This is a genomic window from Bradyrhizobium sp. UFLA05-125 (assembly GCF_059803515.1).
This window is the reverse complement of record NZ_JBANBJ010000052.1, coordinates 37,406-60,978: the sequence shown is the minus strand read 5'-3', so window position 1 is coordinate 60,978 and position 23,573 is coordinate 37,406. Positions and strand designations below refer to the sequence as shown.

Genomic DNA, 23,573 nt, shown 5'->3' with positions numbered 1-23,573 from the left:
ATGAACGGCCAGGTACAGGCCGGCAACGGAATGTCGGCGACCGCACGGCAGTCCGGGACGAGCAACAGCTCGAGCCAGCTGCAGCTCGGAAACGGCAACTTTGCCGGAACCAGCCAGCATGGCCGTGACAACAGCGCCGGCGCCATGCAGGTCGGCGATGGCAACCGCGTCAGGGTCCATCAATGGTGAGGCCGCTGGCCAATCGGGCCAGCGGTACGGCGATTGGGCGGGTTTCGGCCTCGCCCAACGCACACATCATCGTCAAGGAGGTACACATGAAGCCCATTCAACGACAGTCGGTTGTGCTTGCGGCAATGTTGATGGCTGCGCTGGCGAGCGCGTCCGCGCGGGCGGAGACGACGTCCGTGAACAACGGCAGCAATTCTGCCACGATCACCCAGAGCGGCGACCCATCCAAGACCGAGAAGCAGGTCAAAACGGCCCCCGGCTACACCAGCATCGAGCAACATAACGGCGGCAACTCGGCGACGATCATCCAGAGATCAAAACCTGGCGCCGGCGATCCGACCGACGCCGAGGGCGGCAAAAGCCCGGATGCGCAGGCAGCCCCCGGCGAAGCCGATGGCGATGCCGATCGCGATCCCCCGCCGACCGACGCAGACGTCTACCGGCAGATCCGCAAAGGCGCCTCGCCGCAATCGCAGCAGACGCTCGACAGGTTGATGAAAGCCCTGGGACTGCAAAACAAGATGTGACCGGTCTCGGTGCCAATGTCGCCGCCACCACCCCTCACTTCCCGCAGCCGTTCAACGGGACCATGCGCGCCATTCCTGGGTCTTACGGCCAGGCAAAACGGAAGACATCAGATGCACAAGATGATTGTAGCCATGGTTCTGGCCTCAGCGTCCGCTCACAGCGCGGGTTCGTTCGGACTGACGGTGGCCTCAGCCGGCGATCCGATCACCGGACCACAGTCCACGACCACGCCAACAACGACTCAGGATCCTGCGGCTACGGCTGGCCCGGTTGTTCCGTCCAATCCGCAAACTCCATTAGAGAGGCACTGCACGACCCCGGGAGGCAAGACCTTTAAGTGGTCTTTCCCAAATGTGCCATTTGGAGTCGCGCGATGCACTTGAGATGGCGTGATGGCTACGACGGACATGCGCCTGCGCGAACATCGCTCCGGCAAACGCACGTTGGATGATCGCGGTGACCACCGCGTCTACGCCCTGACGAAAAACCAAGTCTGATGGCAGCCGCGATGGCATGGCATCCACTCAGTGCGACTTGCCGAGCACGAATGCGAAAGGCAGCACGAAGATCTCGTCGCCGGCCTCATCGCTGACATGCAGGACCCAATGACGCCAGTCTTCCAGGGTGGTCGCTGTGACGAGCGATCGCACCCTGCGGGTAGCCTCTTCGCATGCTTCGATCAGATCCGACACGAATGTGCCGCGACGATCCATCAATACGCCCCGAGCATTGGAACAATGGAAATAAATCTGAGTCATGTGCGCCTCCTGGCAACATCCGGGCGAGCAGGCTCGCCCTTGCATGCCGGAGTCATACTAGGCGGCCAAAGGGGGCGTCCGTGATCATGCGCACATGGTGCGGCGTGGCAGCCTGACAGGGCGTTGATCGGTCCGCCGCCAAACGTCGGTCCAGGCCAATGACTAACGTCAGCCGGCCTGCTGATCGGCCATGGCCCGCTTGTCGTCGCTGGGGGCTGGCATATACTAGGTCGATGGCTGTCAGCTCAACCGATCTGAAAGCGTTCTTACTCGCCACACCGTTTTTCGGTGGCCTCTCGGATGCGAGCCTCGAACTCTTGCTCTCAATGCTGATCGAGCGCCGCGTCGACGTCGGCGCCACCATCGTAGCGGAAGGGGAGGCGGGACGCTCGATGTTCATTGTTCACTCCGGCGAGCTCATAGTGAGTAAGCTCGCGGAATCGGGACGCGTCATTCGCATGTCACGTCTCGAGCCGGGTGATTTTTTCGGTGAAATGACGCTTATCGAAATGCAGAACCGATCGGCTACCGTCGTCGCGGAGAGTCCAACCGTGCTGTATGAGCTCACGGCGGGAAAACTCTACGCCTACTACAAGGCCGATATCCACGCCTATGTGATGGTCATGCAGAATATCAACCGCGAGCTTTGTCGACGGCTCCGTCGCGCCGACAATCGGATTGCCAAACTGCTGACATTTCAAGAGAGGAATGACTCAAGTTCGTCTGCGTAGTCTGGTTGAGGGGCAACTGCGACTCAGGTCCCGGATGTCCTGTTCTCGGCTCGAACTACTTCTGGTACTCCAAGACGCCACTTGGCGGTGCGTTCGAGCTCGCTTGCCCAGTCATAGCGATTCCGGCTGATAGAGATGAGGTTCCAGAAAGCGCTGCCCCAGGCAGGCCGTCGCCGCGGCCCCGCGTGGGATTGACCATTAAAGACACGAGATCCCTGCTGAACTCCCTCATGCAGACCGCCAACAATGCGTAGGGATCAGACGGCGCAGCCCGGGATTCGGGCGTCAGCTCGTCGACTGCCTTACGGCTATGACATCCAGTGCGAAATCGTGGGTGAGGATGAAACGGCGCGCCTTCCTGAGCCGATGCGATTGAGTTGCGACTCGGCGCGAAATTGCAGAATGCTATGCTCGCCGATTGGAAGGATCGTTTCGTGGCCGCTTATGACGTGGAGCTTCAGAACTTCCTAAAGGCTGCGACGACGGGGACGGTTTCCGGTCCCAGCTCCTGGGACGGCTCTGCCGCAGCGATCGCCTCAGATGCCTGCGTCGCCGCACAAGCGGCCGAAGGCGCGTCCATCGCATCACCATGCCGGGTCGGCCGTCGCTCTTCCACTGACAAGGAGCTGGCTCATGAAAACACTTGACGTCATCACGATCGGAAGGTCTTCGGTCGATCTCTACGGCGCGCAGGTCGGCGGGCGGCTCGAGGATATGGGGTCGTTCAACAAGTATATCGGCGGCTCCCCGACCAACATTGCCTGCGGGGCGGCACGGCTCGGGCTGAAGTCGGGGCTGATCACCCGCGTCGGCGACGAGCACATGGGCCGGTTCATCCGCGAGCAGCTCCAGCGGGAAGGCGTCGACGTGCAGGGGATCAAGACCGACCCCGCGCGTCTGACCGCTTTGGTGCTGCTCGGCATCCGCGACGAGGACCAGTTCCCGTTGATCTTCTATCGCGAGAACTGCGCCGACATGGCCCTCTCCGAGGACGACATCGATGAGGCCTTCATCGCCTCCGCCCGCGCGGTCGTCGCCACCGGCACGCATCTGTCGAACCCGCGGACTGAAGCTGCCGTGCTGAAGGCGCTGCGGCTCGCCCGCGCCCACGGCGGCCGCACCGCGCTCGACATCGACTATCGCCCGAACCTCTGGGGCCTCGCCGGCCATGGCGCGGGTGAAAGCCGCTTCATCGAAAGCGCGGCGGTCACCAGGAAGCTCCAGGGCACGCTCCATATCTTCGATCTGATCGTCGGCACGGAGGAGGAATTCCACATCGCGGGCGGTTCGACCGACACGGTCGCGGCCCTCCGAGCGGTTCGTGCGCTAACCCCGGCGACGCTCGTCTGCAAACGCGGCGCGAAGGGTGCAGTCGCCTTCGCTGCCGCCATCCCCGACAGCCTCGACGACGGCGAGATGGGCCCGGGATTTCCGATCGAGGTCTTCAATGTGCTCGGCGCCGGCGACGGCTTCTTCGCCGGCCTGCTGCGCGGCTGGCTCGACGACGAGCGCTGGCCGAAGGCGCTTGAATACGCCAACGCGTGCGGCGCCTTTGCAGTCAGCCGCCACGGCTGCACGCCGGCCTATCCGTCCTGGGAGGAGCTCCAGTTCTTCCTGATCCGCGGCATCAAGGTGAAGGCGCTGCGCCACGACACCGAGCTCGAACAGGTCCACTGGGCCACCAATCGGTCGGGCGACTGGTCCGAATGCCGGGTGTTCGCCTTCGACCATCGCTCGCAGCTCGAGCAGATGGACGGCTATACGCTTGCCAAGGGGGGCGCCTTCAAGAAGCTGTGCCTCGAGGCCGCGCTCGAAGTGCAGGGCGGGCAGCCCGGCTACGGCATCCTTTGCGACAACCGCATCGGCCGGCGCGCGCTCCACGCCGCCTCCGGTTCGGGCCTCTGGATCGGCAGGCCCTGCGAATGGCCGGGCTCGCGGCCACTCTCCTTCGAGCCGGAGCTGGGGCCAGACTGTGGGGCTCTCGGTGAGTGGGCGCGCGAAAACGTCGTGAAGGTGCTCTGCTTCTGCCACCCGGACGATGACGCTGCGACGCGCGCCGCGCAGGAGGAGAGCGTCAAGCGCCTGTTTGAGGCGTCGCGGCGCAACAATCTCGAATTCCTGCTGGAGATCGTGGCCTCGAAAGTCGGGCCGGTCGACGATGCAACGACAGCGACGCTGATCCGGCAGTTCTACGCTGCCGGTATCTATCCCGACTGGTGGAAGCTCGAACCGCTGGCGAGCGCAGCCGCCTGGGATGCCGCCTGCAAGGCGATCGAGGAGCACGACCGCTATACCCGCGGCATCGTCGTGCTCGGTCTCGATGCGCCCGAGGCTGAACTTGCCGCAAGCTTCCGCGTCGCCGCCGGTTTCGCGCTGGTGAAGGGCTTTGCGGTGGGGCGCACCATCTTCGGCGAGGTGGCGCGGGCATGGTTCAAGGGGGAGACGTCCGACGAGGCGGCGGTCGCCGAGATGGCACGGCGCTACCGCCGGCTCTGCGAGATCTGGGACGAGGCGCGCGCGGTGGCGCGGGAGCAGGCGGCATGACCAAGACGATCCGACTGACCGCGGCGCAGGCGGAGCGTTCACGGTACCGGGCGATCCGGAAGGCTGCATCGATTTCGAGCCGGCGCTGACGACTGCCGCCGAACATGGCTATTCTGGCTGGATCGTCATCGAGGCCAAGCAGGACAGCCTCGTTCGCGAGCCGCTGCACGCTCAAGGAGATTGCCGCACGCGTCGGGCTTGCGTAACACGATTGGTTGTCATGCCGTCGACCGTGCGGCACGTCGGGAGAGACACATGGCGGAATTGCTACGCAAGCCCTTTGGCACACACGGCAAGGTGCATGAGATCACGCCACAATCGGCCGGCTGGCGCTATGTCGGCTTCTCGCTCTACCGGCTGCGTCCGGGCGAGCGTGCCGCGGAAGCGACGGAAGACCGTGAGGTCGTCCTGGTCATGGTCGAGGGCAAGGCCTCCGTGACTGGCGGTGGGCAGGATTGGGGGAGTCTCGGCGAGCGCATGAGCGTGTTTGAAAAGACGCCACCACATTGCGTCTATCTGCCGAACGGTGCGGCTTGGGAGGCGACGGCGGAGACCGAATGCACGATCGCCGTGTGTTCTGCCCCCGGCAGGGGGCTGCACGGGGCACGCCGGATCGGTCCACAGGGGATTGTTCTGACCGAGCGCGGCGAGGGAACGAATACGCGCTACATCAACAATATCGCGATGGAGAACGAGGACTACTGCGACAGCTTGCTGGTCACGGAGGTCTTCACCCCTGCGGGCCACTGGTCGAGTTACCCATCGCATCGCCACGACGAGGACGATTTCCCGCGTATCACCTATCTTGAGGAAACATACTATCATCGTATCAAACCATCGAGCGGCTTCGGTGTTCAGCGTGTCTACACCGACGATTCACAACTCGACGTGACGATGGCGGTGCATGACGGCGACGTAGTCCTGGTTCCGCGCGGGCACCATCCCTGCGGCGCCCCTCATGGTTTCGAGATGTACTATCTCAACGTGATGGCCGGCCCTTTACGCAAATGGCGTTTTGTGCCGAGCCCAGCGGTCGAATGGATCATGAAGCGTGATGCCTGAAATGAGGACGTCTGGTCATCCAGAGCGCAGGCTCGAGACCAGGGCAATTCGCTCTTCGAGAAAGTGACGTCAGCTTCAACGTCTCGTCTTTGCCAAAGAAAGACACCGCTTCGGTAAGGTCGACTGCCTCTTCCTCATGGTGAAGCCCGCAACCTCCAAGCCTTGAACCAATGAAGCTGTGGCGCAGAGGCCGGGTACGGCGAACCAGCCGCGCCCGCGCGTGGGCCGCATGTCGATGCCGACGATACTTCTCCTATTGCATGATGGTGACGGCCGCGTGAGGTGCGGCTGGATCGTCGTGTCCTCAGACGCCCGGGCGATCTCCCATTGACAGTCGGCCAATCTGATAGAATTATAACAAACGAAGTTGCAAAAATAACAAAATGTCACCATCGTACCAGTGGTGGGGTTGACGACGGAGGAGAGCTTGGAGCCGTCTGGTTCGGTTGCCGCACGGCACCCGGCGCCGCTTGTGATGGTCAACGGCATCAACAAGCGCTTTGGCGGAGTGCGTGCGCTGCGCGACGTAAATCTCGAGGTGCGAGCCGGCGAGGTACACGCGCTGCTGGGCGAGAACGGCGCCGGAAAATCCACGCTGATCAAGATACTGAGCGGTGTTCATGCCCTCGACAGCGGCACGATCGAGATCGCGGGCAGGCCCGTGGCGTTCGACAGTCCCGCGAAATCGCGCGAGGCGGGGATCGCGGTCGTCTATCAGGACCTGAGCCTGGTTGAATCGCTTAGCGTCGCCGACAATCTCTTGCTCGGCCGGGAGCCACGCATGCGTTTCGGCTTTGTCCGCAAGCGCGAACTGATGGCGCAGGCCACGGCATTCCTGGCGGAGCTCGGCATTCCCCTGGATACGAAAGCGCCGGTCGGCTCGCTGCCGTTCGCCTATCGCCAGATGACCGAGATCGCAAAGGCGCTGATGGGCGAGGTGAGGCTGCTCATCCTCGACGAGCCGACATCGTCGCTGACGTCGGACGAGGTCCGAATCCTGTTTGATGCGATCGGGAAGGTGACGCGCCGCGGAGTCGGCGTGATCTATGTGACCCATCGGCTCAACGAGGTCTTCGAGATCTCGCAGCGTGTCACAGTGCTCCGTGATGGGGCCAATGCTGGCACTTTCGTCACCGCCGACACCGACATGAAGCGGCTGGTGAATGCGATCGTCGGAACCGATCGATTGGCGCCCGCAGCGTCGCGCACCGAGCCCGCAGCGAAGCGCGCATTCGATCCGTCGCCGGTGTTGTCCCTGTCGGGTGTGTTCAATGACCGGCTGCGCGCCGTCGATCTGTCCTTGCTGAAGGGCGAGATCCACGGCCTCGCCGGATTGATCGGCAGCGGACGCACGGAGATTCTCGAGACGGCGTTCGGCCTCCGGCCGCTCGAGAGCGGTGCAATCGAGATCGAGGGCCGGCAATGGCTACCGAAGAGCCCGGCCGATGCGATCGATCAGGGCATCGCGCTAGTGCCGGAAGATCGGCACGTGCAGGGCCTGGTCCTGGACCATTCGATCGAGCGCAACGTCACCCTGTCGCGTATTCCCTATTTCTCGCGGTGGGGCTGGATGCAGCAGCGCGCCGCAGCCAAGCGTGCGACGGCCGCGATCACCAAGCTCGCGGTAAAGGCGCAGGGCGCCTCCAGCCTGGTCCGGACGCTCTCCGGCGGCAACCAGCAGAAGGTCGTGTTCGCAAAGTGGAACGATCCGCGACCGCGCGTGCTGCTTCTGGACGAACCGACGGTTGGCGTCGACGTGGGCGCACGAGAGGAAATTTACGGTGTGATCCGGAATGCCGTTCGCGACGGCACCGGCGTCCTCGTCGTTTCGTCGGATCTCGTCGAATTGATCGAGCTCTGCGACCGCATCTCCGTGATCGTCAATGGCCATGTGGCTCGAACGCTCATGCGCGGGGAGATCGACGATGCCGAAGAGCTCCACCATCTTCTTCAAATGTACCAGGCTGGCGTATCGCAGGGGCTGCCCGCATGACTGAACTCACCGCGCCCAACGTTGTCGCCTCGTCGACCCGATCCGACCGACGCCGAAAGCTTCTGCATAGCCTGCTGCGGGGCGAGCGGCCCTACATGCTCTACATCGCCTTCGTGGTCCTGCTCGTCGTATTCAGCCTGTCCTCACCCTGGTTCCTGTCGGTTGACAACTTTCTGAATATCGGACGCCAGACGACGCTGGTGTCGATCATTGCGGTGGGCATGACGTTCATCATCGTCGCGCGCCAGATCGATCTTTCAGTCGCATCGACGTTGGCGCTATCAGGCATGGCGGCCGCGCTCGCGATGAGCCAGATCAACAACAGCTGGGTTGTGGGGGCGGTCGCAGGGCTGGGCACCGGCGCGCTGATCGGGCTGCTCAATGGCATCCTGACCACACAGCTGTCGATCCCATCCTTCCTGGTGACGCTCGGCTCGTTGAGCATGGCGCGGGGACTGGCGATGATGGTCACCAACACCAAGCCGGTGATCATCACCAACGAGACCTATTTTGCAATCTTCGGCGAAGGCACGTTCCTCGGCATACCGGTGCCGATCGCCTGGACGCTGGTCGCGACGATCCTCGGCATCCTGCTGCTGCACTACAACGTGTTCGGCCGTCGCATCTACGCGGTCGGCGGCAACCCGACCGCGGCGCTCTATTCCGGAATCAACACCAAATGGGTGACGACAGCGGCCTTTGTCCTGACGGGCACGCTGGCCGGCCTCGCGGCGCTGGTGCTGTCGGCGCGTTCACATGCCGCGCGGCCCGACGTCGTGCAGGGAATGGAGCTCGACGTCATCGCCGCGGTGATCCTCGGTGGCTGCAGCTTGTTCGGGGGGCGTGGCTACATCCTGGGGACGCTGTTCGGCAGCCTGATGATCGGCACCCTCAACAACGGTCTTGTGCTGCTCGGCGTGAGCTCGCCGATGCAACTCGTGATCAAGGGCGCGATCATCGTTGCCGCGGTCGCCTTCACGAAACGCTAGTCAGACTAAAGCGCAGCGCATGAGCACAGGATCATTGCGCTGCTTGGGTGGGGGCAAGGCCGCCGGCCCTCCAGTGAATCGGCGGCCAAAATGGAGGAAATAATGAAGCCAATCTTACGACAAACCTTGCCGCTGACCGCGCTGATCGCGGCGACAGCCGTCTCGATCGTCCCCTCGGCCCGCGCCGAAGTGCCTGCGACCTGCGTCAAGGGCGTCGATCTCGCGACGCTTGGACCGAAATCGATCGTCGGTCAGGGGCCCCACGGCGAAAAGGCGGCGTCGCCCGAGGTGCTCGCGCTGTCGGAAGCTGACGCCGCAAAAATCAAGGAGAAGCACTTCAAGGTCGGCATTTCCATGCAGACGGTCAACCTCGACTGGTCGCAGCTCCAGATCCAGGGCATCACCGATACGCTGAAGAAGTACGGTGTCACGGTGACGGGCGTCGCATCCGCCGAATATCAGGTGGACAAGCAGATCGCCGACATCGAGAACACCATCCAGCAGCATCCCGACGGCATTATCTCGATCCCGGTCGATTTCACGGCGACGGCACCGACCTATAAGAAGATCGCCATGGCCGGCATCAAACTGGTCTTGATGGACAGCATCCCGACCGGCCTGAAGCACCCAGAAGAGTATGCCTCGATGGTCTCTGCGGACAGCCAGGGCAACGGCCAGATCGCGGCACAGATCCTTGCTTCCTGTGTTGCGCAAGGCGGCACCATCGGCCTCGTCAATTTCGGCGTCGACTATTTCAGCACCAACGAGCGCACAAAGGGCGTTCGGGAATGGATGAAGGCGAACCGTCCGGACATCAAAATGAAGCAGGTCGATTTCACCGATCCGCCGAAAGTCTCGCAGATCGCGGGCGACTTCCTCACCGGCAATCCCGATGTGAAGGGATTGTTCGCCGTCTGGGATCAGCCCGCGCTGGATACGCTGAGCTCGATGCGGGCGCAGAGCATCGACATTCCCGTCACCACGGTCGATCTCGGCCTGCAATCGGCGATCGAGATCGCCAAGGGTGGTCCGTTGAAGGCGACGGGCTCGCAGCGCCCCTATGACCAGGGCGTGGCGGAAGCGATGGCAATGATGAACGCGCTGCTCGGCAAGGAAACGCCGGGCTGGATCGGTGTGCAGTCGCTGCCGGTGACGCAGTCCAACGTGCTGGAATCCTACCGGACGGTTTTCAAGAAGGAGCCGCCGCAGGAGCTGGCTGACGCTTGCAACAAGGCGAAGCCCGCCTGCAACTGAGCGACCGGGATGCGTGGTCACAGGCCGCGCATCGCCAAGCAGACCTGATCCGGGCGAACCAGCCCCCGTCCGGATCAGGCTGCGCTGGTGATGTATTCCACGGGAAGGCTGCGGAAATGCTTGCGCATGTCTGACGATGCCGAGCCGCCGACGATGATCCGCGAAAACGCGCCGATATCGGAGAAGAAGGCCGGCTTGAGGCTGCCGAGCTTGCTGGCATCGACGACCAGAATGCTCTCCATCGCGGTCGCGATCACAGTCTGCTTGATCGCTACCTCATGAAAGTTGGAGCAGCTGGTGCCGCGGGTCCAGTGTACGCCACCGGCGGATATGAACGCCTTGTTGATTCCGAGCCGGCGCAGGTAGGAAAGGCCGTCGTCCGATGCAAATGACTGCGATGACGGGTGGTAGAGCCCGCCCATCAGCATCACCTGCGTGGCCGGTCGCCGCGTGACGATCGTGGCCACGTTCAGCGAATAGCAGATAATCGAGAGCGGCAGATCTTCGGGCAGGCAGTCCGCCAGCGACTGCATCGTGGTGCCGCAGTCGATGAAGATTGTGTCGCCTTCCTTGATTGAGGCGGCAGCAGACCGGCAGGCGAGGCGCTTGTCCTGGGTGTGCTGGTCGATCTCCTGCTCGAACGCGTACTTGATTCCGGTCGGCGCAGCCGCGTTGACGACGTAGCCGCCAAGCAAAGCGAGCGCTGCCTCCGGTCCGGCGAGGTCGCGTCGAACCGTCATTTCGGAAACCTTGAGAAGCCCGGCCGCGTCCTTCAAGTGCAGCGCTCCGCTCGTCTCGACGGCGCGGCGCAGTCTCTGCAGGCGCTGGACGCGCGTTTCGCTTGATCGAGCGTTCGGTGTTTCGGCCATTTTGGTCACCGAGCTTGCTTATCCGGTTGACAATGATCTTACAATGTTGTGAGTTTGCCAACGCCGAAATGTTATAATTATAACATGCTGCCCGTCGAGGGTTAACGGAACATCCCAGCGATGCCATCCGTCGCCCATGCGGCAAACCCCCGGGCAGACAGGACCAGGGAGGATCACATGCTGCGATCAGTTCATTCAATCTATCTGGCGATCTCGTCGATTCGCTAGGACTGCACGGGCGCGTCGATGAAGCAGAGCGTCTTGATACAGGATGCGTCCGCTGTAGCCGTGCAGCCTCATGCGCGGGGCGAGGGGCATACGCACTCGGTCTTGCGCAACAGCGGCCACGCGCTCGAGATGGATTGGGTCGACGAGATCAGGATCAACCTATCGGCGGCCGAAAGGCGTGTTGCGAGCTTGCCGGGCCGGCGAACGGTCAAGAAAGACGCGCAGGCCGCTTGGCTTCTGAAGGCGGTTACCTGCATCGACCTGACGACGCTCAACGGCGACGATACGACCGAGCGGGTGAAACGCCTCTGCGCCAAGGCCAAGGCCCCAGTGCGCGGCGATCTCCTAGCGGCGCTCGGCTTTGCTGCGCGCGAGCTGCATACTGGCGCTGTCTGCGTCTATCATCGCTTCGTTGCGACCGCCGTCGAGGCGCTCAACGGATCCGGCATCCCGGTCGCTGCGGTCTCCACCGGATTTCCCGCAGGTCTTGTGCCGCATGACCTGAAGCTCAAGGAGATCGAGGCGTCCGTCCGGGACGGCGCGCGGGAGATCGACATCGTCATCACCCGTGAGCATGTGTTGACCGGCGATTGGCGAGCCCTCTACGCGGAGGTTCGCGATTTTCGCGCCGCTTGCGGCGACGCGCATCTGAAGACGATCCTTGCCACGGGCGATCTCAAGACGCTGCGCAATGTCGCAAAGGCGTCGATGGTCTGCATGATGGCCGGTGCCGACTTCATCAAGACATCCACTGGCAAGGAAGGCGTGAATGCGACGCTGCCGGTGACGCTCGCGATGCTACGGATGATCCGCGTGTATCAGGAGCGCACGGGACACAGGATCGGCTTCAAGCCGGCCGGCGGAATTTCGACGGCAAAGGACGTGCTCAACTATCAGTTCCTGATGAAGGAGGAGTTGGGGCGCGACTGGCTCGAGCCGGATCTGTTCCGTATCGGCGCGTCGAGCCTGCTCGCCGACATCGAGCGGCAGCTCGAGCATCACGTCACCGGTCGCTACTCGGCCTTCAACCGCCACCCCGTGGGATGAGACCCAGCGATGAGCGTCGCAGATTATTTCGAGACGATGGAATACGGTCCCGCCCCCGAGGCAGACGGTGAGGCGCGCGCCTGGCTGGCGCGGCATGACGCCTCGTTCGGGCATTTCATCGACGGCAAATTTGTCGCGCCGCATTCGGGCGAGCACCTCACGACGATCGAGCCTGCCATCGGCAAGACGCTGGCCCGGATTGCGCAAGGCTCTTCCGCCGATGTGGAGGCGGCGGTCAGCGCCGCGCGCACTGCGCAGTTGCCATGGGCAAAGCTCGGCGGTCACGGCCGGGCGCGCCATCTCTATGCGTTGGCGCGCATGTTGCAGCGTCATGCACGGCTGTTTGCCGTGCTCGAGGCGATCGACAATGGCAAGCCGATCCGGGAAACCCGGGATCTCGATGTGCCGCTCGCCGCGCGCCATTTCCTGCATCACGCCGGCTGGGCCCAATTGCAGGAGCGCGAATTCGCCGACCAGGTTGCGATCGGTGTGATCGGGCAGATCATCCCGTGGAATTTTCCGCTGCTGATGCTGGCCTGGAAGATCGCACCCGCGCTGGCCGCGGGCAACACGGTGGTGCTGAAGCCGGCAGAGTTTACCTCCCTTACCGCCTTGCTGTTCGCCGAGCTTGCGGCCGAGGCCGGTCTGCCGTCGGGTGTGTTGAACGTCGTGACGGGCGACGGTGCGACTGGCGCCTTGCTCGTTGAGAATCCCGGCGTCGACAAGATCGCCTTTACCGGATCGACCGAGGTCGGGCGGCTGATCCGTCAATCGACTGCCGGCTCCGGCAAATCCCTGACGCTCGAGCTCGGTGGCAAATCGCCGTTCATCGTCTTCGACGATGCCGACATCGATGGCGCGGTGGAGGGCGTCGTCGACGCTATCTGGTTCAACCAGGGACAGGTCTGCTGCGCCGGCTCGCGCCTGCTCTTGCAGGAGGGAATCGCGGAGACCTTCCGCAAGCGACTGATCCGTCGCATGGAGACGCTTCGTGTCGGCATGCCGCTCGACAAGGCGATCGACATGGGCGCGGTAGTGGCGCCGGTGCAGCTCGAGCGGATCACCTCGCTGGTCGAGACCGGGGTGAGGGAAGGGGCCGAGAAGTACCAGGCGTCCGGCGCGATGCCGACGGAAGGATGGTTCTATCCGCCGACCCTGCTTTGGAAGGTGCATCCGTCGTCAACAGTCGCGATCGAAGAGATATTCGGCCCGGTGCTCGTGGCGATGACGTTCCGCACGCCCGACGAGGCCGTGATGCTTGCCAACAATACGCGTTACGGACTTGCCGCCAGCGTGTGGAGCGAGACGATTGGTCTTGCGCTGGACATCGCGCCGAAACTGTTGGCCGGCGTGGTCTGGGTCAACGCGACCAACCTGTTCGACGCGAGCGTCGGATTCGGTGGCTATCGCGAGTCGGGCTTCGGCCGCGAGGGTGGCCGTGAAGGCATGTATGAATATCTCAAGCCGAAGGCATGGAGCGGACGCAAGGCGAGGGTCAAGGCATCGCCACTGCCGGCTGCTTCTGGCGACGGCGCCGGATTTGGCGTGCCGCCGATCGATCGGACGGCCAAACTTTTCGTCGGCGGCAAGCAGGTGCGTCCCGACGGAAACTACTCGCGTGCTGTGCTGTCGCCGAAGGGCCGGCATCTGGGCGAGGCCGGCGAAGGCAACCGCAAGGATATCCGTAATGCCGTTGCCGCGGCGCGCTCCGCCGAGTCATGGGCGAGGACCACGGCGCATAATCGGGCTCAAATCCTCTATTACCTTGGCGAGAACCTTTCCGCACGCGGTGACGAGTTTGCCCGGCGTGTCGCCGATATGACGGGTTTATCAGGCGCAAAGGCGCGCGCCGAAATCGATGCAAGCATCGAGCGGCTGTTCAGCTATGGTGCCTGGGCCGACAAATTCGAGGGGACCGTCCATGCACCGCCGCTGCGCGGTGTGGCGCTCGCGATGCATGAGCCGATCGGCGTGGTTGGCGTCGCCTGTCCCGATGAGGCGCCGCTGCTTGCCTTCGTCAGTCTGGTCGCGCCGCTGGTAGCGATGGGCAACCGGGTCGTTGTCGTGCCGAGCGAGCGGCATCCGCTCGCCGCGACCGATTTTTACCAGGTGCTGGAGACGTCTGATGTGCCGGCGGGCGTCGTCAATATTGTCACTGGCGCTCGCGACGGACTTGCGAGGGTTCTTGCCGAACACGACGATGTCGACGCGCTCTGGGTTTTTGGGTCGCAGGACACCTCGGAAGCAGCCGAACGGCTCTCGATCGGCAATCTCAAGCGCACGCTGGTCGATCATGGCCTCGCGCTCGACTGGTACGACAAGGCCGCAAGTGAGGGGCCGATCCTGCTCCGCCATGCCGTGCAGGTGAAGAACATCTGGATTCCGTATGGAGACTAGAGAAGCCGCCTCATAATGACGGCAACCGGGTCCTGGACCGCCAGAGTCCGGACGATTTCGAACAAAGGGAGGGAGGCAACATGCCAAAGAGCATCGATTCGCTGCTCGACGCCGACGTTCTCTGTGCGCTGCGTGCCATCTGGCTGAACGGAGAGTGATGACATGAACAAGAATGGTGTCGCCGTCCTTGGGGTTTTTGTCGTCGACCTGGCGTTCCGCGCCGGCAACATGCCCGCGATCGGTGAGACGATTGCGGGATCGGGATTTGCGATGGGACCCGGCGGCAAGGGATCGAACCAGGCTGTGGCCGCCGCGCGCGCCGGCGCCAGCGTGAGCTTCATCTCCCGGATCGGTAGCGATGCCTTCGGCGAGCTTGCGATCAAGACCTGGGAGGCCGAGGGAATCAAGCCGTGCGTGGCCAGGACCACGGAGGCCCCGACCGGCGCCGCGTTCATTTATGTCCACGAGACGCGCGGTGACAACGCGATCATCGTGGTGCCCGGGGCGGCCGGCGGTATCGGCCCGGCCGATGTCGACAGGGCGGCTGATGCTATCCGGACCAGCCGCGTATTCGTGACGCAGCTTGAGCAGCCAGTGGATGCAGCGCAGCGAGGGCTCGAAATCGCGCGCGCCGCAGGAAGCATCACGGTGTTCAACCCGGCCCCTGCGATCAAGTTTGATAGCAGTCTGTTTGCGCTGTGCGACTACGTCGTCCCCAACGAAACCGAGGCTGAGGCGTTGACCGGGATTGCCGTGAGCGACCTTGCGGGCGCTCGCCGAGCCGGAGATGTGCTGCTGGCCAAGGGAGCCGGAACAGCTCTGATCACGCTCGGCGAGCGTGGAGCGCTGTTTCACGCGCCGGACCGCTCGCTGCACGTGCCGCCCTTTGACGCGGGCAGAGTGGTCGAGACCACGGGCGCGGGCGATGCATTCGTCGGCGGCTTCGCGGCGGCTCTCGCGGACGGCGTCGATCCGCTCGAGGCCGCGCGCTTCGGTTCGGCCACGGCGGGAATCTCGGTGACGCGCGCCGGGACTGCGCCTGCCATGCCGCGACGTGCGGAGATCGAAGCAGTGTTGAAGGGGTAATTTCCTCCGGCTTCGCGCACGAGGAGCGGACACGCGCCGATGAGATCCAGCAGCACGCGGCAATGCACCAGGCCGGCATCAAGCAACACGTTCAGATATGAATCGCGTGACCTAGCGACCTCAGCGCAGCCTCGTGAAGAGCTTCGCTTTGGGTGGGATGCGCATGGATGGTCATGGCGACATCCTACAGGCGCGCGCCCATCTCCAGCGCAAGGCTGAACGCGGCCGAAAGCTCGGCGATCCCGGCTCCCACACCTTGGATGCCGAGCAAGAGATGATTGTCGGCCCGCACCACGGTTCGGATGAAACCGTCCTCCCGATCCAGTGTCAGGGCACGGCCGTTGGCCTTGAACGGAAAGAGGTCTGTCTTGACGTCGAAACCCTTGCCGCTTGCCTCGCCCGGTGACAGGCCGACGGTGACAATCTCGGGATCGGTGAAGCAAATAGCCGGGATCGATACCCGGTCCCAGGCGCGACGACGGCCGGCGATGATCTCGGCCACCATCTCGCCTTGCGCCATGGCGCGATGGGCCAGCATCGGCTCTCCCGTGACATCGCCGATCGCCGAGATGCCGTGCATCGAGGTGCGGCATCGGTCGTCGATCCGGATGAAAGATCCGTCCATGTCGAGATCGAGCGTCTCGAGGCCAAAACCTCTTGTCGCGGGCCTGCGGCCAGCCGTAACGAGGATCTTGTCGGCTTCGAGTGACGTCTGCTCGCCGCTCGCGGTCTCGATCGCGAGCGCCGTGCCGTCAGCGACGAGCGCTTTCGCCTTTGCCCCTGTCAGGACCGTAACTCCCAACGCGCTTAGGCGCCTTGCGACTGGCTCGCTCAGGTCGCCATCATATTGCGGGAGAATTCGTGGTGCGGCCTCGACGACGGTGACGGCCGCCCCCATTTTCGCGAACGCGGTGCCAAGCTCGAGGCCGATATAACCGCCGCCGACCACGACAAGCCTCTCCGGAACTTCGGTGAGCGCCAAAGCCTCGGTCGATGAGATCACGCGGCCCCCGAACGGTAAGAACGGAAGCGCAACCGGCTCGGAGCCAGTCGCGATCACCACCGTTTCGGCATGGATCACCTGTGCGCCGGATTGCGTCTCGACCTCGACGGTTTTGCCGTCGCGAAATCGAGCGTACCCGGCCATGAGCCTCACTCCGGCTCTCTTGAGGAGGCCGGCCACGCCGCCGTTCAGGCGCCGGACGATACCGTCCTTCCAGGCGATGGTCTTGGCGAAGTCGAGCGCTGGCTTTGCAGTGGAAATACCGAGCGCGCTCGTCCCCTCCGCGGCACGAGCAATCGCTTCATATTCGCCGGCCGCATGGATCAGGGCCTTGGAAGGAATGCAGCCGACATTGAGACAGGTGCCGCCCGGCTTCTGGGCTTCGACGATGATCGTATCGATGCCGAGCTGGCCAGCGCGGATCGCGCAGGTGTATCCGCCGGGGCCAGCGCCGATGACAAGCAGCTTGCAGGTAACTTCGGTCATCGTCCTACGCGTCAATGAAAATCATGGCGGGCGTTTCAAGAAGCAGTTTGATGCGCTGCACGAACTGGGCCGCGTCGAACCCATCGATAACCCGATGATCGAAGCTGGACGACAGATTCATCATCTGGCGCGGCACGAAGGCGGCGGCACCGTCCCAATGCGGACGGATGGCGATACGGTTGACGCCGATGATCGCGACCTCAGGGTGATTGATGATGGGAGTCGTCACGAGCCCGCCCAGTGCGCCGAGCGAGGTGATCGTGATGGTCGAGCCGGTGAGTTCGTAGCGGGTGGCGTTGCCATTCCGTGCCGCTTCGGCGAGCCGCGCGACCTCGGCGGCGCAAGTCCAGAGGTCGAGCGCTTCCGCATGCCGAACGACGGGTACCACCAGGCCGGTCGGCGTCTGCGTGGCGATCCCGATATGGACGCCGGCGTGCTGGTGGACGATCCCAGCCTCATCGTCGAAATGGGCATTGAGACGAGGCTGCTCGGCGATCGCGCGCACCATCGCGCGCATCAGGAACGGCAAAAGCGTCAGCTTCGGCTTGTCGGAGCGCCGCTGGCTGTTGAGCTTGCCGCGCAAATCCTCGAGCGCAGTGACATCGACCTCTTCGACATAGGTGATGTGCGGAATGCGCGAGCTTGCAATGGACATTTTCTCGGCGATCTTGCGGCGCAAGCCGACGATCTTGATGTCTTCAACCGCTGTTCTCGCCGGATAGCGCGTCGTTGCCGCGCCGGTGCGGGCGAGATGGGCATCAAGATCATCGTGGGTGATCCGCCCGGCCGGGCCCGTGCCGCGAAGCTGGCGCAAGTCGACGCCCGCTTCTCGCGCCCGGAGCCGGACCGCGGGGGCGGCCAAAGGCCGTTCGTCTGCGCGGAGTTGCGGCGCTGCGGTGGGCCGCGGCCTCAGTGCGACGGTCGGCTCGCTCGACGGTGCGCGCGGGGCACTTGCGGCATGATCAGGCGTTTTGGCCGAAGGGTTAGCCGCATGCGGCGCCGGTTTCGTCTCCTCCGTCGCCGGCTCGCTCTTTCCATCCACCTCAAGCCGAACGAAGTCCGAGCCGATGGCGAGCAGGTCGCCAACCTTGCCGGCGAGCCAGATGATGCGACCCTCCGCCGGAGAGGGAATTTCCACCGTCGCCTTGTCGGTCATGACGGCGCCGAGCACGGCATCCTCGCGCACGACATCGCCAACCTTCACATGCCATTCCACCAGTTCGGCTTCGGCGATGCCTTCGCCGACGTCGGGCAGCTTGACGGCACGCTCCGTCATCTCAGGCCTCCAACGTTTCGATCAGCGCGCGGCCGATTCGCGCGGGTCCCGGGAAGTAGTCCCATTCCTGCGCATGCGGGTAGGGCGTGTCCCAGCCGGCGACGCGCACGATCGGCGCTTCCAGATGATAGAAGCATCGCGCCTGGACCAGCGCGCAGAGCTCGGCGCCGAAGCCCGAGGTCAACGTCGCCTCGTGCACGATCACGCAGCGTCCGGTCTTCTTGACTGACGTCTCGATGGTGTCGAGATCGAGCGGCAGCAGCGTGCGAAGGTCGATGATCTCTGCGTCGATTCCGGTCTCGGTTACGGCGCTCTCGGCGACGTGAACCATCGTGCCGTAGGCGAGAATGGTGACGGCGCTTCCCTGTCGGCGGATCGCGGCACTACCGAGCTGAATCGCAAAATGTCCGTCGTCGACCTCACCGAGATCATGCTTCGACCATGGCGTCACCGGCCGGTCATGATGGCCATCGAACGGGCCGTTATAGAGCCGCTTCGGCTCGAGGAAGATGACCGGATCGGGATCCTCGATGGCCGCGATCAGGAGACCCTTGGCGTCGCGCGGATTCGAGGGGACCACCGTTTTGATGCCGCAGACATGGGTAAACAGCGCTTCCGGGCTCTGGCTGTGCGTCTGCCCGCCAAAAATGCCACCGCCGGTCGGCATGCGGACCACGAGCGGGCAGGTGAACTGGCCGTTGGAGCGGTAGCGAAGCCGCGCGGCCTCGGAGACGATCTGATCGTAAGCTGGATACATGTAATCGGCGAACTGGATCTCGACACAAGGTTTCAATCCATAGGCCGCCATGCCAACGGCGATGCCGACGATGCCGAGTTCGCTGATCGGGGTATCGAAGCAGCGGCTCGTTCCGTATTTCGCTTGCAGGCCCTGACTTGCACGAAACACGCCGCCGAAATAGCCGACGTCCTCGCCGAATACGACGACGTCTTCGTCGCGCGACATCATGACGTCCATGGCGTCGCGGATCGCTTCGATCATTGTCCGTCGTGGCATGGTTCAGACCCCGGCTTCCTGGCGCTGTCGACGCAGATGCGGCGGCATCTCCGCGAACACGCCCTCGAACATGTCGCGCGCGGAAGGTCGCTGCTCGGAATGGAGCGTGCCGTAGCTTTCAGCTTCCTTCTGTGCCGAGACCACGGTGTCGAGGATCTCGGCTTCGGTCTGCTTGTGCCGTTCCTCCGACCAGACGCCGCGCACGACCAGATGGTTCTTCAGCCTGATCACGGGATCTCCCAACGGCCATGCCTCTGATTCCGTCTTCGGCCGATAGCCCGCGGGATCATCCGAGGTGGAATGGGCGCCGACGCGATAGGTCACGTGCTCGATTAGGGTCGGGCCGAGGTTGCGGCGTGCACGCTCGCAGGCCCATTTCGCGACCGCATGGACCGCAAGGTAATCATTGCCGTCGACGCGCAGCGCCGGAATGCCGAAGCCAAGACCGCGCGCTGCGAATGTGCCGGAGCCGCCGCGTGCGATGCCCTGGAAGGTCGAGATGGCCCACTGATTGTTGACGATATTGAGCACGACCGGCGCGCGATAGGTCGAGGCGAACACCAGCGCCGCGTGGAAGTCGGACTCGGCGGTTGCGCCGTCGCCGATCCACGCAACGGCGATCTTGGTATCGTTCTTGATCGCAGATGCCATCGCCCAGCCGACCGCCTGGATGTACTGGGTGGCAAGATTGCCGGAGATGGAAAAGAAGCCGTGCTCCCGTGAGGAATACATCACAGGCAGCTGGCGCCCCTTCAGGGGATCATGCGTGTTGGAGTAGATCTGACAGGCCATCTCGATCAGCGAATAGCCGCCGGCGATCAAGAGTCCCGCTTGGCGGTAGGTCGGAAAATTCATGTCGCCCGGAAGAAGCGCCTTGCGGAAGGCGCAGCTCACCGCTTCTTCGCCCATATGCTGCATGTAGAATGACGTCTTGCCCTGACGTTGTGCCATCTGCATGCGCGCGTCGAATGCGCGCAATGTCATCATGTGGCGCAAGCCTGTGAGCAATTCGTCGTCGCTAAGCTGGCCTGCCCAGGGACCCACAGCCTCGCCGTCGCGATTGAGCACGCGGATGACGGAAAAGGCGAGGTCGCGGATCGCCTCGGCGTCGACATCGACTTCGGGACGATCGACCTGGCCTGCGCGCGGGATGCGGATGTTCGAGAAATCGGGCGTGCCGCCCGGGCGCACCGCCGGTTCCGGAACGTGGAGCTTCAGAGGCGGATGCTCGGAACGAACTGCCTCGCGCCGCGGGCTCATGGTGTCATGTGTGAGGTCGGAGTCGGGCATTGGCATTCACCTCTCACCTCGATCGCATCGATGCAGAACAACGCGCCAACCCGACGAACGAGCCGGTCGATGATGTCGCGGTCATCGATGTCTATGGAAGCCGAGATGCGGCATTCGCTCGCGTCGGCCCGCGCGCTGACGGCAGCAAGCCGAAGCCCGGCGACGCGAGTCTGGTCGAGCAGGCGGCCGAGCGCGGCGTGCATATCGCTGGTCCGAAGTTCGAGAACAAACACCGCTTATGTCTCGTTTTGTTGGCATACCGTACTGGAAAAGGTCAGGATTGTTGTTCTTTTAATCTGGGTATAGTCTAAATTGGCAGTATGGATGTTCTGCATATCGGTCGTAAGTCGAGAATGGAGTTCTTGGTATGGTGCCAGTCGGACGTGCCACAGGGCCGGTCAAGACTCCGCGCAAGGATGCGCTTCGGCTCGACGAGATCGATCGCAAGATCCTCCGCGCCTTGCAGCAGGATGCACGCCTGACGACGGCGCAACTCGCCGACAGGGTCGGGCTCTCCACCACGCCGTGCTGGAACAGGCTGAAGCGTTTGGAGACGCAGGGCTACATCGATGGCTACGTCGCGCTGCTCAATCAGGACAAGCTGGGCCTGCCTGAAACGGTCATCATCGAGCTGACGCTCGATCGCCACGACGAGGAGATGCTCGAACGTTTCGGTCAGCTGCTCACGAGCTTGCCGGAGGTGATCGAGGCCTATCTCACCACCGGCGATTACGACTACGTCGTGAAGGTCGCGGTCGAAAGTACCGCCGGCTACGAACGCTTTTTGCGCGAGAAGCTCTATCGCATTCCGGGTATCCGCCACAGCCGATCATCGTTTGCGCTGCGCTGCCTGAAGAAGCTGAGCTCGGTGCAGGTCTAGTCTGGATACGCCGGCGGCGATGGGAAGACATCATTTGGTGCATTGCTGGCCAAGCCCCCTCATGCGAAGGATTGGATGAGATAGCGTAGTTTGGTTGGTGTGAGATCAGGCGGCAGCGCTCCCCGCCTCGAACCCCGATGAGCTGTCAGGGGTCGATGCAAGGCTGGCGGTCCGCAGCGCGCACCGGCTACGCATTGACAGCGGCAATACCCGATAGCAAGCTCGTTCGCCGTCTTGGGCGCCTGGGCCCACCGCGCCCAAAGAATTCACCTGGAGTTCCAACAGTGGACAGATCAATTCTGCTCGCCACCGTCTGCGCTTCGGCGCTTGTGTTCGCTTCGGCTGCTTCTGCCAAAACCCTGGTTTTCTGCTCGGAGGGCAGCCCCGAGAACTTCTATCCCGGTGTCAACACCACCGGCACCTCGTTCGACGGCAATGAGCCGATCTACAACCGCATCGTCGAGTTCGAACGTGGCGGCACGCAAGTGGTGCCGGCCCTCGCAGAAAAGTGGACGATCTCGCCGGACGGCATCACCTATACCTTCGACCTGCGCAAGGGCGTGAAGTGGCATTCGACGTCCAAGTCGTTCAAGCCGACGCGCGACTTCAACGCCGACGACGTCATATTTTCGATCGAGCGGCAATGGAAGGAGGACAATCCGTATTTCAAGGTGACGAGTCCGAACCATTCCTATTTCGGCGACATGGGGATGCCGAAATTGTTGAAGTCGGTCGAGAAGGTCGACGATTACACCATCAAGGTGACGCTCAATCAACCGGAAGCCCCATTTCTTGCCGACCTCGCGATGCCTTTCGCGGCCATCCAGTCGAAGGAATATGCCGATGCAATGCTGAAGGCCGGCACGCCCGAAAAGATCGACCAGGATCCGATCGGCACAGGACCGTTTTATCTGGTGCAGTATCAAAAGGACGCCGTGATCCGGTACAAGGCGTTCCCCGGATATTGGGGCGGAAAGGCGAAGATCGACGACCTCGTTTACGCGATCACGCCGGATGCATCCGTTCGCTGGGCCAAGCTCCAGAAGGGCGAATGCGACGTGATGCCTTATCCGAATCCGGCCGACATCGACGCGATGAAGAAAGATCCGAACGTCACCATCCTGGAACAGCCGGGCCTCAACGTCGGTTATCTGGCCTTCCAGACGCAAAAAAAGCCCTTCGACGACGTGCGCGTGCGCAAGGCCATCAGCATGGCGATCGACAAGAAGGCGATCATCGACGCCGTCTATTTGTCGACCGGCATCGCGGCCAAAAATCCCATCCCACCCTCGATGTGGTCGTATAACGACGACGTCAAGGACGATCCCTATGATCCGGCCGCGGCAAAGAAGCTTCTGGCCGACGCAGGATTTCCGAACGGGTTCGAAACTGATCTATGGGCCATGCCGGTGCAACGCCCCTACAATCCGAATGCTAAGCGCATCGCCGAGCTGATGCAGGCCGACCTCGCCAAGATCGGCGTGAAAGCCGAAATCAAGTCATTTGAATGGGGCGAGTACCGCAAGCGGATGCAGGCCGGCGAGCACCAGATGGGTATGCTGGGCTGGACCGGCGACAACGGCGATCCTGACAACTTCCTGCACACATTGCTGGGCTGCGACTCGGCGCAATCGGCATCTGGTTCGAATATCGCCAAGTTCTGCTACAAGCCGTTCGACGACCTGGTCGTAAAGGCCAAGGCCGTCAGCGATCAGGCCGAGCGGGCCAAGTTGTATGCGCAGGCCCAGGTAATCTTCAAGGAACAGGCTCCGTGGTTCACCATCGCGCACGCGGTGCAGTTGAAGCCCGTCAGTAAGAGGGTGGTCGACTTCAAGCTGTCGCCGTTCGGGCGCCACAACTTCTACGGCGTCGACGTCAAGGAGTAGGAGGCCAGATCGGGGAGCGGCCTTCACCGCTCCGCCGTTTTTCTTGCCCGTCTCCTTCCTTC

18 protein-coding genes and 2 pseudogenes are annotated in these 23,573 nt (G+C 63.1%); 14 read left to right on the top strand and 6 right to left on the bottom strand.

The genetic code is table 11. The features are described 5' to 3' along the window. Both SO156_RS32605 and SO156_RS32600 read left to right on the top strand, forming a co-directional pair. Positions 1-189: pseudogene (locus tag SO156_RS32605) on the top strand (hypothetical protein); the annotation flags it as partial. 86 nt (positions 190-275) lie between these two features. Beyond that, complete coding sequence (locus SO156_RS32600) at positions 276-716, top strand: hypothetical protein (RefSeq protein WP_458151629.1); 441 nt, start codon at positions 276-278, stop codon at positions 714-716. A 525-nt stretch (positions 717-1,241) separates the two neighbouring features. Here SO156_RS32600 and SO156_RS32595 read toward each other — a convergent pair. Continuing rightward, a complete protein-coding gene (locus tag SO156_RS32595) occupies positions 1,242-1,475 on the bottom strand; it encodes a DUF6894 family protein (RefSeq protein ID WP_458150070.1) in 234 nt (77 codons plus the stop codon). A gap of 233 nt (positions 1,476-1,708) precedes the next feature. Between SO156_RS32595 and SO156_RS32590 the strand changes: the two genes are divergently transcribed. The 6 genes from SO156_RS32590 to SO156_RS32565 all read left to right on the top strand — a co-directional run bounded on the left by SO156_RS32590 (position 1,709) and on the right by SO156_RS32565 (position 10,048). Continuing rightward, positions 1,709-2,206 (top strand): Crp/Fnr family transcriptional regulator, encoded by a 498-nt coding sequence (locus SO156_RS32590; RefSeq protein ID WP_498537627.1) that lies wholly within the window; start codon positions 1,709-1,711, stop codon positions 2,204-2,206. Positions 2,207-2,839: 633 nt separating this feature from the next. Further along, positions 2,840-4,750: a bifunctional 5-dehydro-2-deoxygluconokinase/5-dehydro-2-deoxyphosphogluconate aldolase gene (locus SO156_RS32585; RefSeq protein ID WP_458150072.1), complete on the top strand. Its 1,911-nt coding sequence runs from the start codon at positions 2,840-2,842 to the stop codon at positions 4,748-4,750. Positions 4,751-5,005: 255 nt separating this feature from the next. After that, entirely contained in the window at positions 5,006-5,812 is an 807-nt protein-coding gene (gene iolB / locus SO156_RS32580; protein ID WP_498537626.1) for a 5-deoxy-glucuronate isomerase, read from the top strand. A 427-nt stretch (positions 5,813-6,239) separates the two neighbouring features. Then, complete coding sequence (locus SO156_RS32575) at positions 6,240-7,805, top strand: sugar ABC transporter ATP-binding protein (protein WP_458150074.1); 1,566 nt, start codon at positions 6,240-6,242, stop codon at positions 7,803-7,805. Beyond that, positions 7,802-8,794, top strand: coding sequence for an ABC transporter permease (locus SO156_RS32570; protein ID WP_458150075.1), 993 nt, complete (start codon positions 7,802-7,804; stop codon positions 8,792-8,794). The genes SO156_RS32575 and SO156_RS32570 overlap by 4 nt, the downstream gene beginning before the upstream one ends. Before the next feature lie 102 nt (positions 8,795-8,896). Continuing rightward, positions 8,897-10,048 carry a substrate-binding domain-containing protein gene (locus SO156_RS32565; RefSeq protein WP_458150076.1) on the top strand — a complete coding sequence of 384 codons (1,152 nt, stop codon included), beginning with the start codon at positions 8,897-8,899 and terminating at the stop codon, positions 10,046-10,048. Between the two features lie 74 nt (positions 10,049-10,122). Here SO156_RS32565 and SO156_RS32560 read toward each other — a convergent pair whose 3' ends face one another. Beyond that, positions 10,123-10,917, bottom strand: a complete 795-nt coding sequence (locus tag SO156_RS32560; protein WP_458150077.1) for a DeoR/GlpR family DNA-binding transcription regulator — start codon at positions 10,915-10,917, stop codon at positions 10,123-10,125. Positions 10,918-11,181: 264 nt separating this feature from the next. Between SO156_RS32560 and deoC the strand changes: the two genes are divergently transcribed. The 3 genes from deoC (at position 11,182) to rbsK (ending at position 15,675) form a co-directional block, all read left to right on the top strand. Beyond that, positions 11,182-12,192, top strand: a complete 1,011-nt coding sequence (gene deoC / locus SO156_RS32555) for a deoxyribose-phosphate aldolase (protein ID WP_458150106.1) — start codon at positions 11,182-11,184, stop codon at positions 12,190-12,192. A 9-nt stretch (positions 12,193-12,201) separates the two neighbouring features. After that, positions 12,202-14,589 carry an aldehyde dehydrogenase family protein gene (locus SO156_RS32550; RefSeq protein WP_498537625.1) on the top strand — a complete coding sequence of 796 codons (2,388 nt, stop codon included), beginning with the start codon at positions 12,202-12,204 and terminating at the stop codon, positions 14,587-14,589. Positions 14,590-14,751: 162 nt separating this feature from the next. Then, positions 14,752-15,675 carry a ribokinase gene (rbsK, locus tag SO156_RS32545; RefSeq protein ID WP_458150079.1) on the top strand — a complete coding sequence of 308 codons (924 nt, stop codon included), beginning with the start codon at positions 14,752-14,754 and terminating at the stop codon, positions 15,673-15,675. A gap of 91 nt (positions 15,676-15,766) precedes the next feature. Here rbsK and lpdA read toward each other — a convergent pair. From lpdA to SO156_RS32525, 4 genes and pseudogenes are all read right to left on the bottom strand, one after another. Beyond that, positions 15,767-17,164, bottom strand: a pseudogene (gene lpdA, locus SO156_RS32540) (dihydrolipoyl dehydrogenase). A gap of 4 nt (positions 17,165-17,168) precedes the next feature. Further along, positions 17,169-18,440, bottom strand: coding sequence for a dihydrolipoamide acetyltransferase family protein (locus SO156_RS32535; protein ID WP_498537624.1), 1,272 nt, complete (start codon positions 18,438-18,440; stop codon positions 17,169-17,171). 1 nt (position 18,441) lies between these two features. Beyond that, positions 18,442-19,455, bottom strand: coding sequence for an alpha-ketoacid dehydrogenase subunit beta (locus SO156_RS32530; RefSeq protein ID WP_498537623.1), 1,014 nt, complete (start codon positions 19,453-19,455; stop codon positions 18,442-18,444). A gap of 3 nt (positions 19,456-19,458) precedes the next feature. Continuing rightward, positions 19,459-20,715 (bottom strand): 3-methyl-2-oxobutanoate dehydrogenase (2-methylpropanoyl-transferring) subunit alpha, encoded by a 1,257-nt coding sequence (locus SO156_RS32525; RefSeq protein WP_498537630.1) that lies wholly within the window; start codon positions 20,713-20,715, stop codon positions 19,459-19,461. A 29-nt stretch (positions 20,716-20,744) separates the two neighbouring features. Between SO156_RS32525 and SO156_RS32520 the strand changes: the two genes are divergently transcribed. From SO156_RS32520 to SO156_RS32510, 3 genes are all read left to right on the top strand, one after another. After that, complete coding sequence (locus SO156_RS32520; protein WP_458150083.1) at positions 20,745-21,056, top strand: hypothetical protein; 312 nt, start codon at positions 20,745-20,747, stop codon at positions 21,054-21,056. A gap of 56 nt (positions 21,057-21,112) precedes the next feature. Next, positions 21,113-21,625 (top strand): Lrp/AsnC family transcriptional regulator, encoded by a 513-nt coding sequence (locus SO156_RS32515; RefSeq protein WP_458150084.1) that lies wholly within the window; start codon positions 21,113-21,115, stop codon positions 21,623-21,625. Between the two features lie 284 nt (positions 21,626-21,909). Continuing rightward, entirely contained in the window at positions 21,910-23,511 is a 1,602-nt protein-coding gene (locus tag SO156_RS32510) for an ABC transporter substrate-binding protein (RefSeq protein ID WP_458150085.1), read from the top strand. Positions 23,512-23,573: the final 62 nt, after the last annotated feature.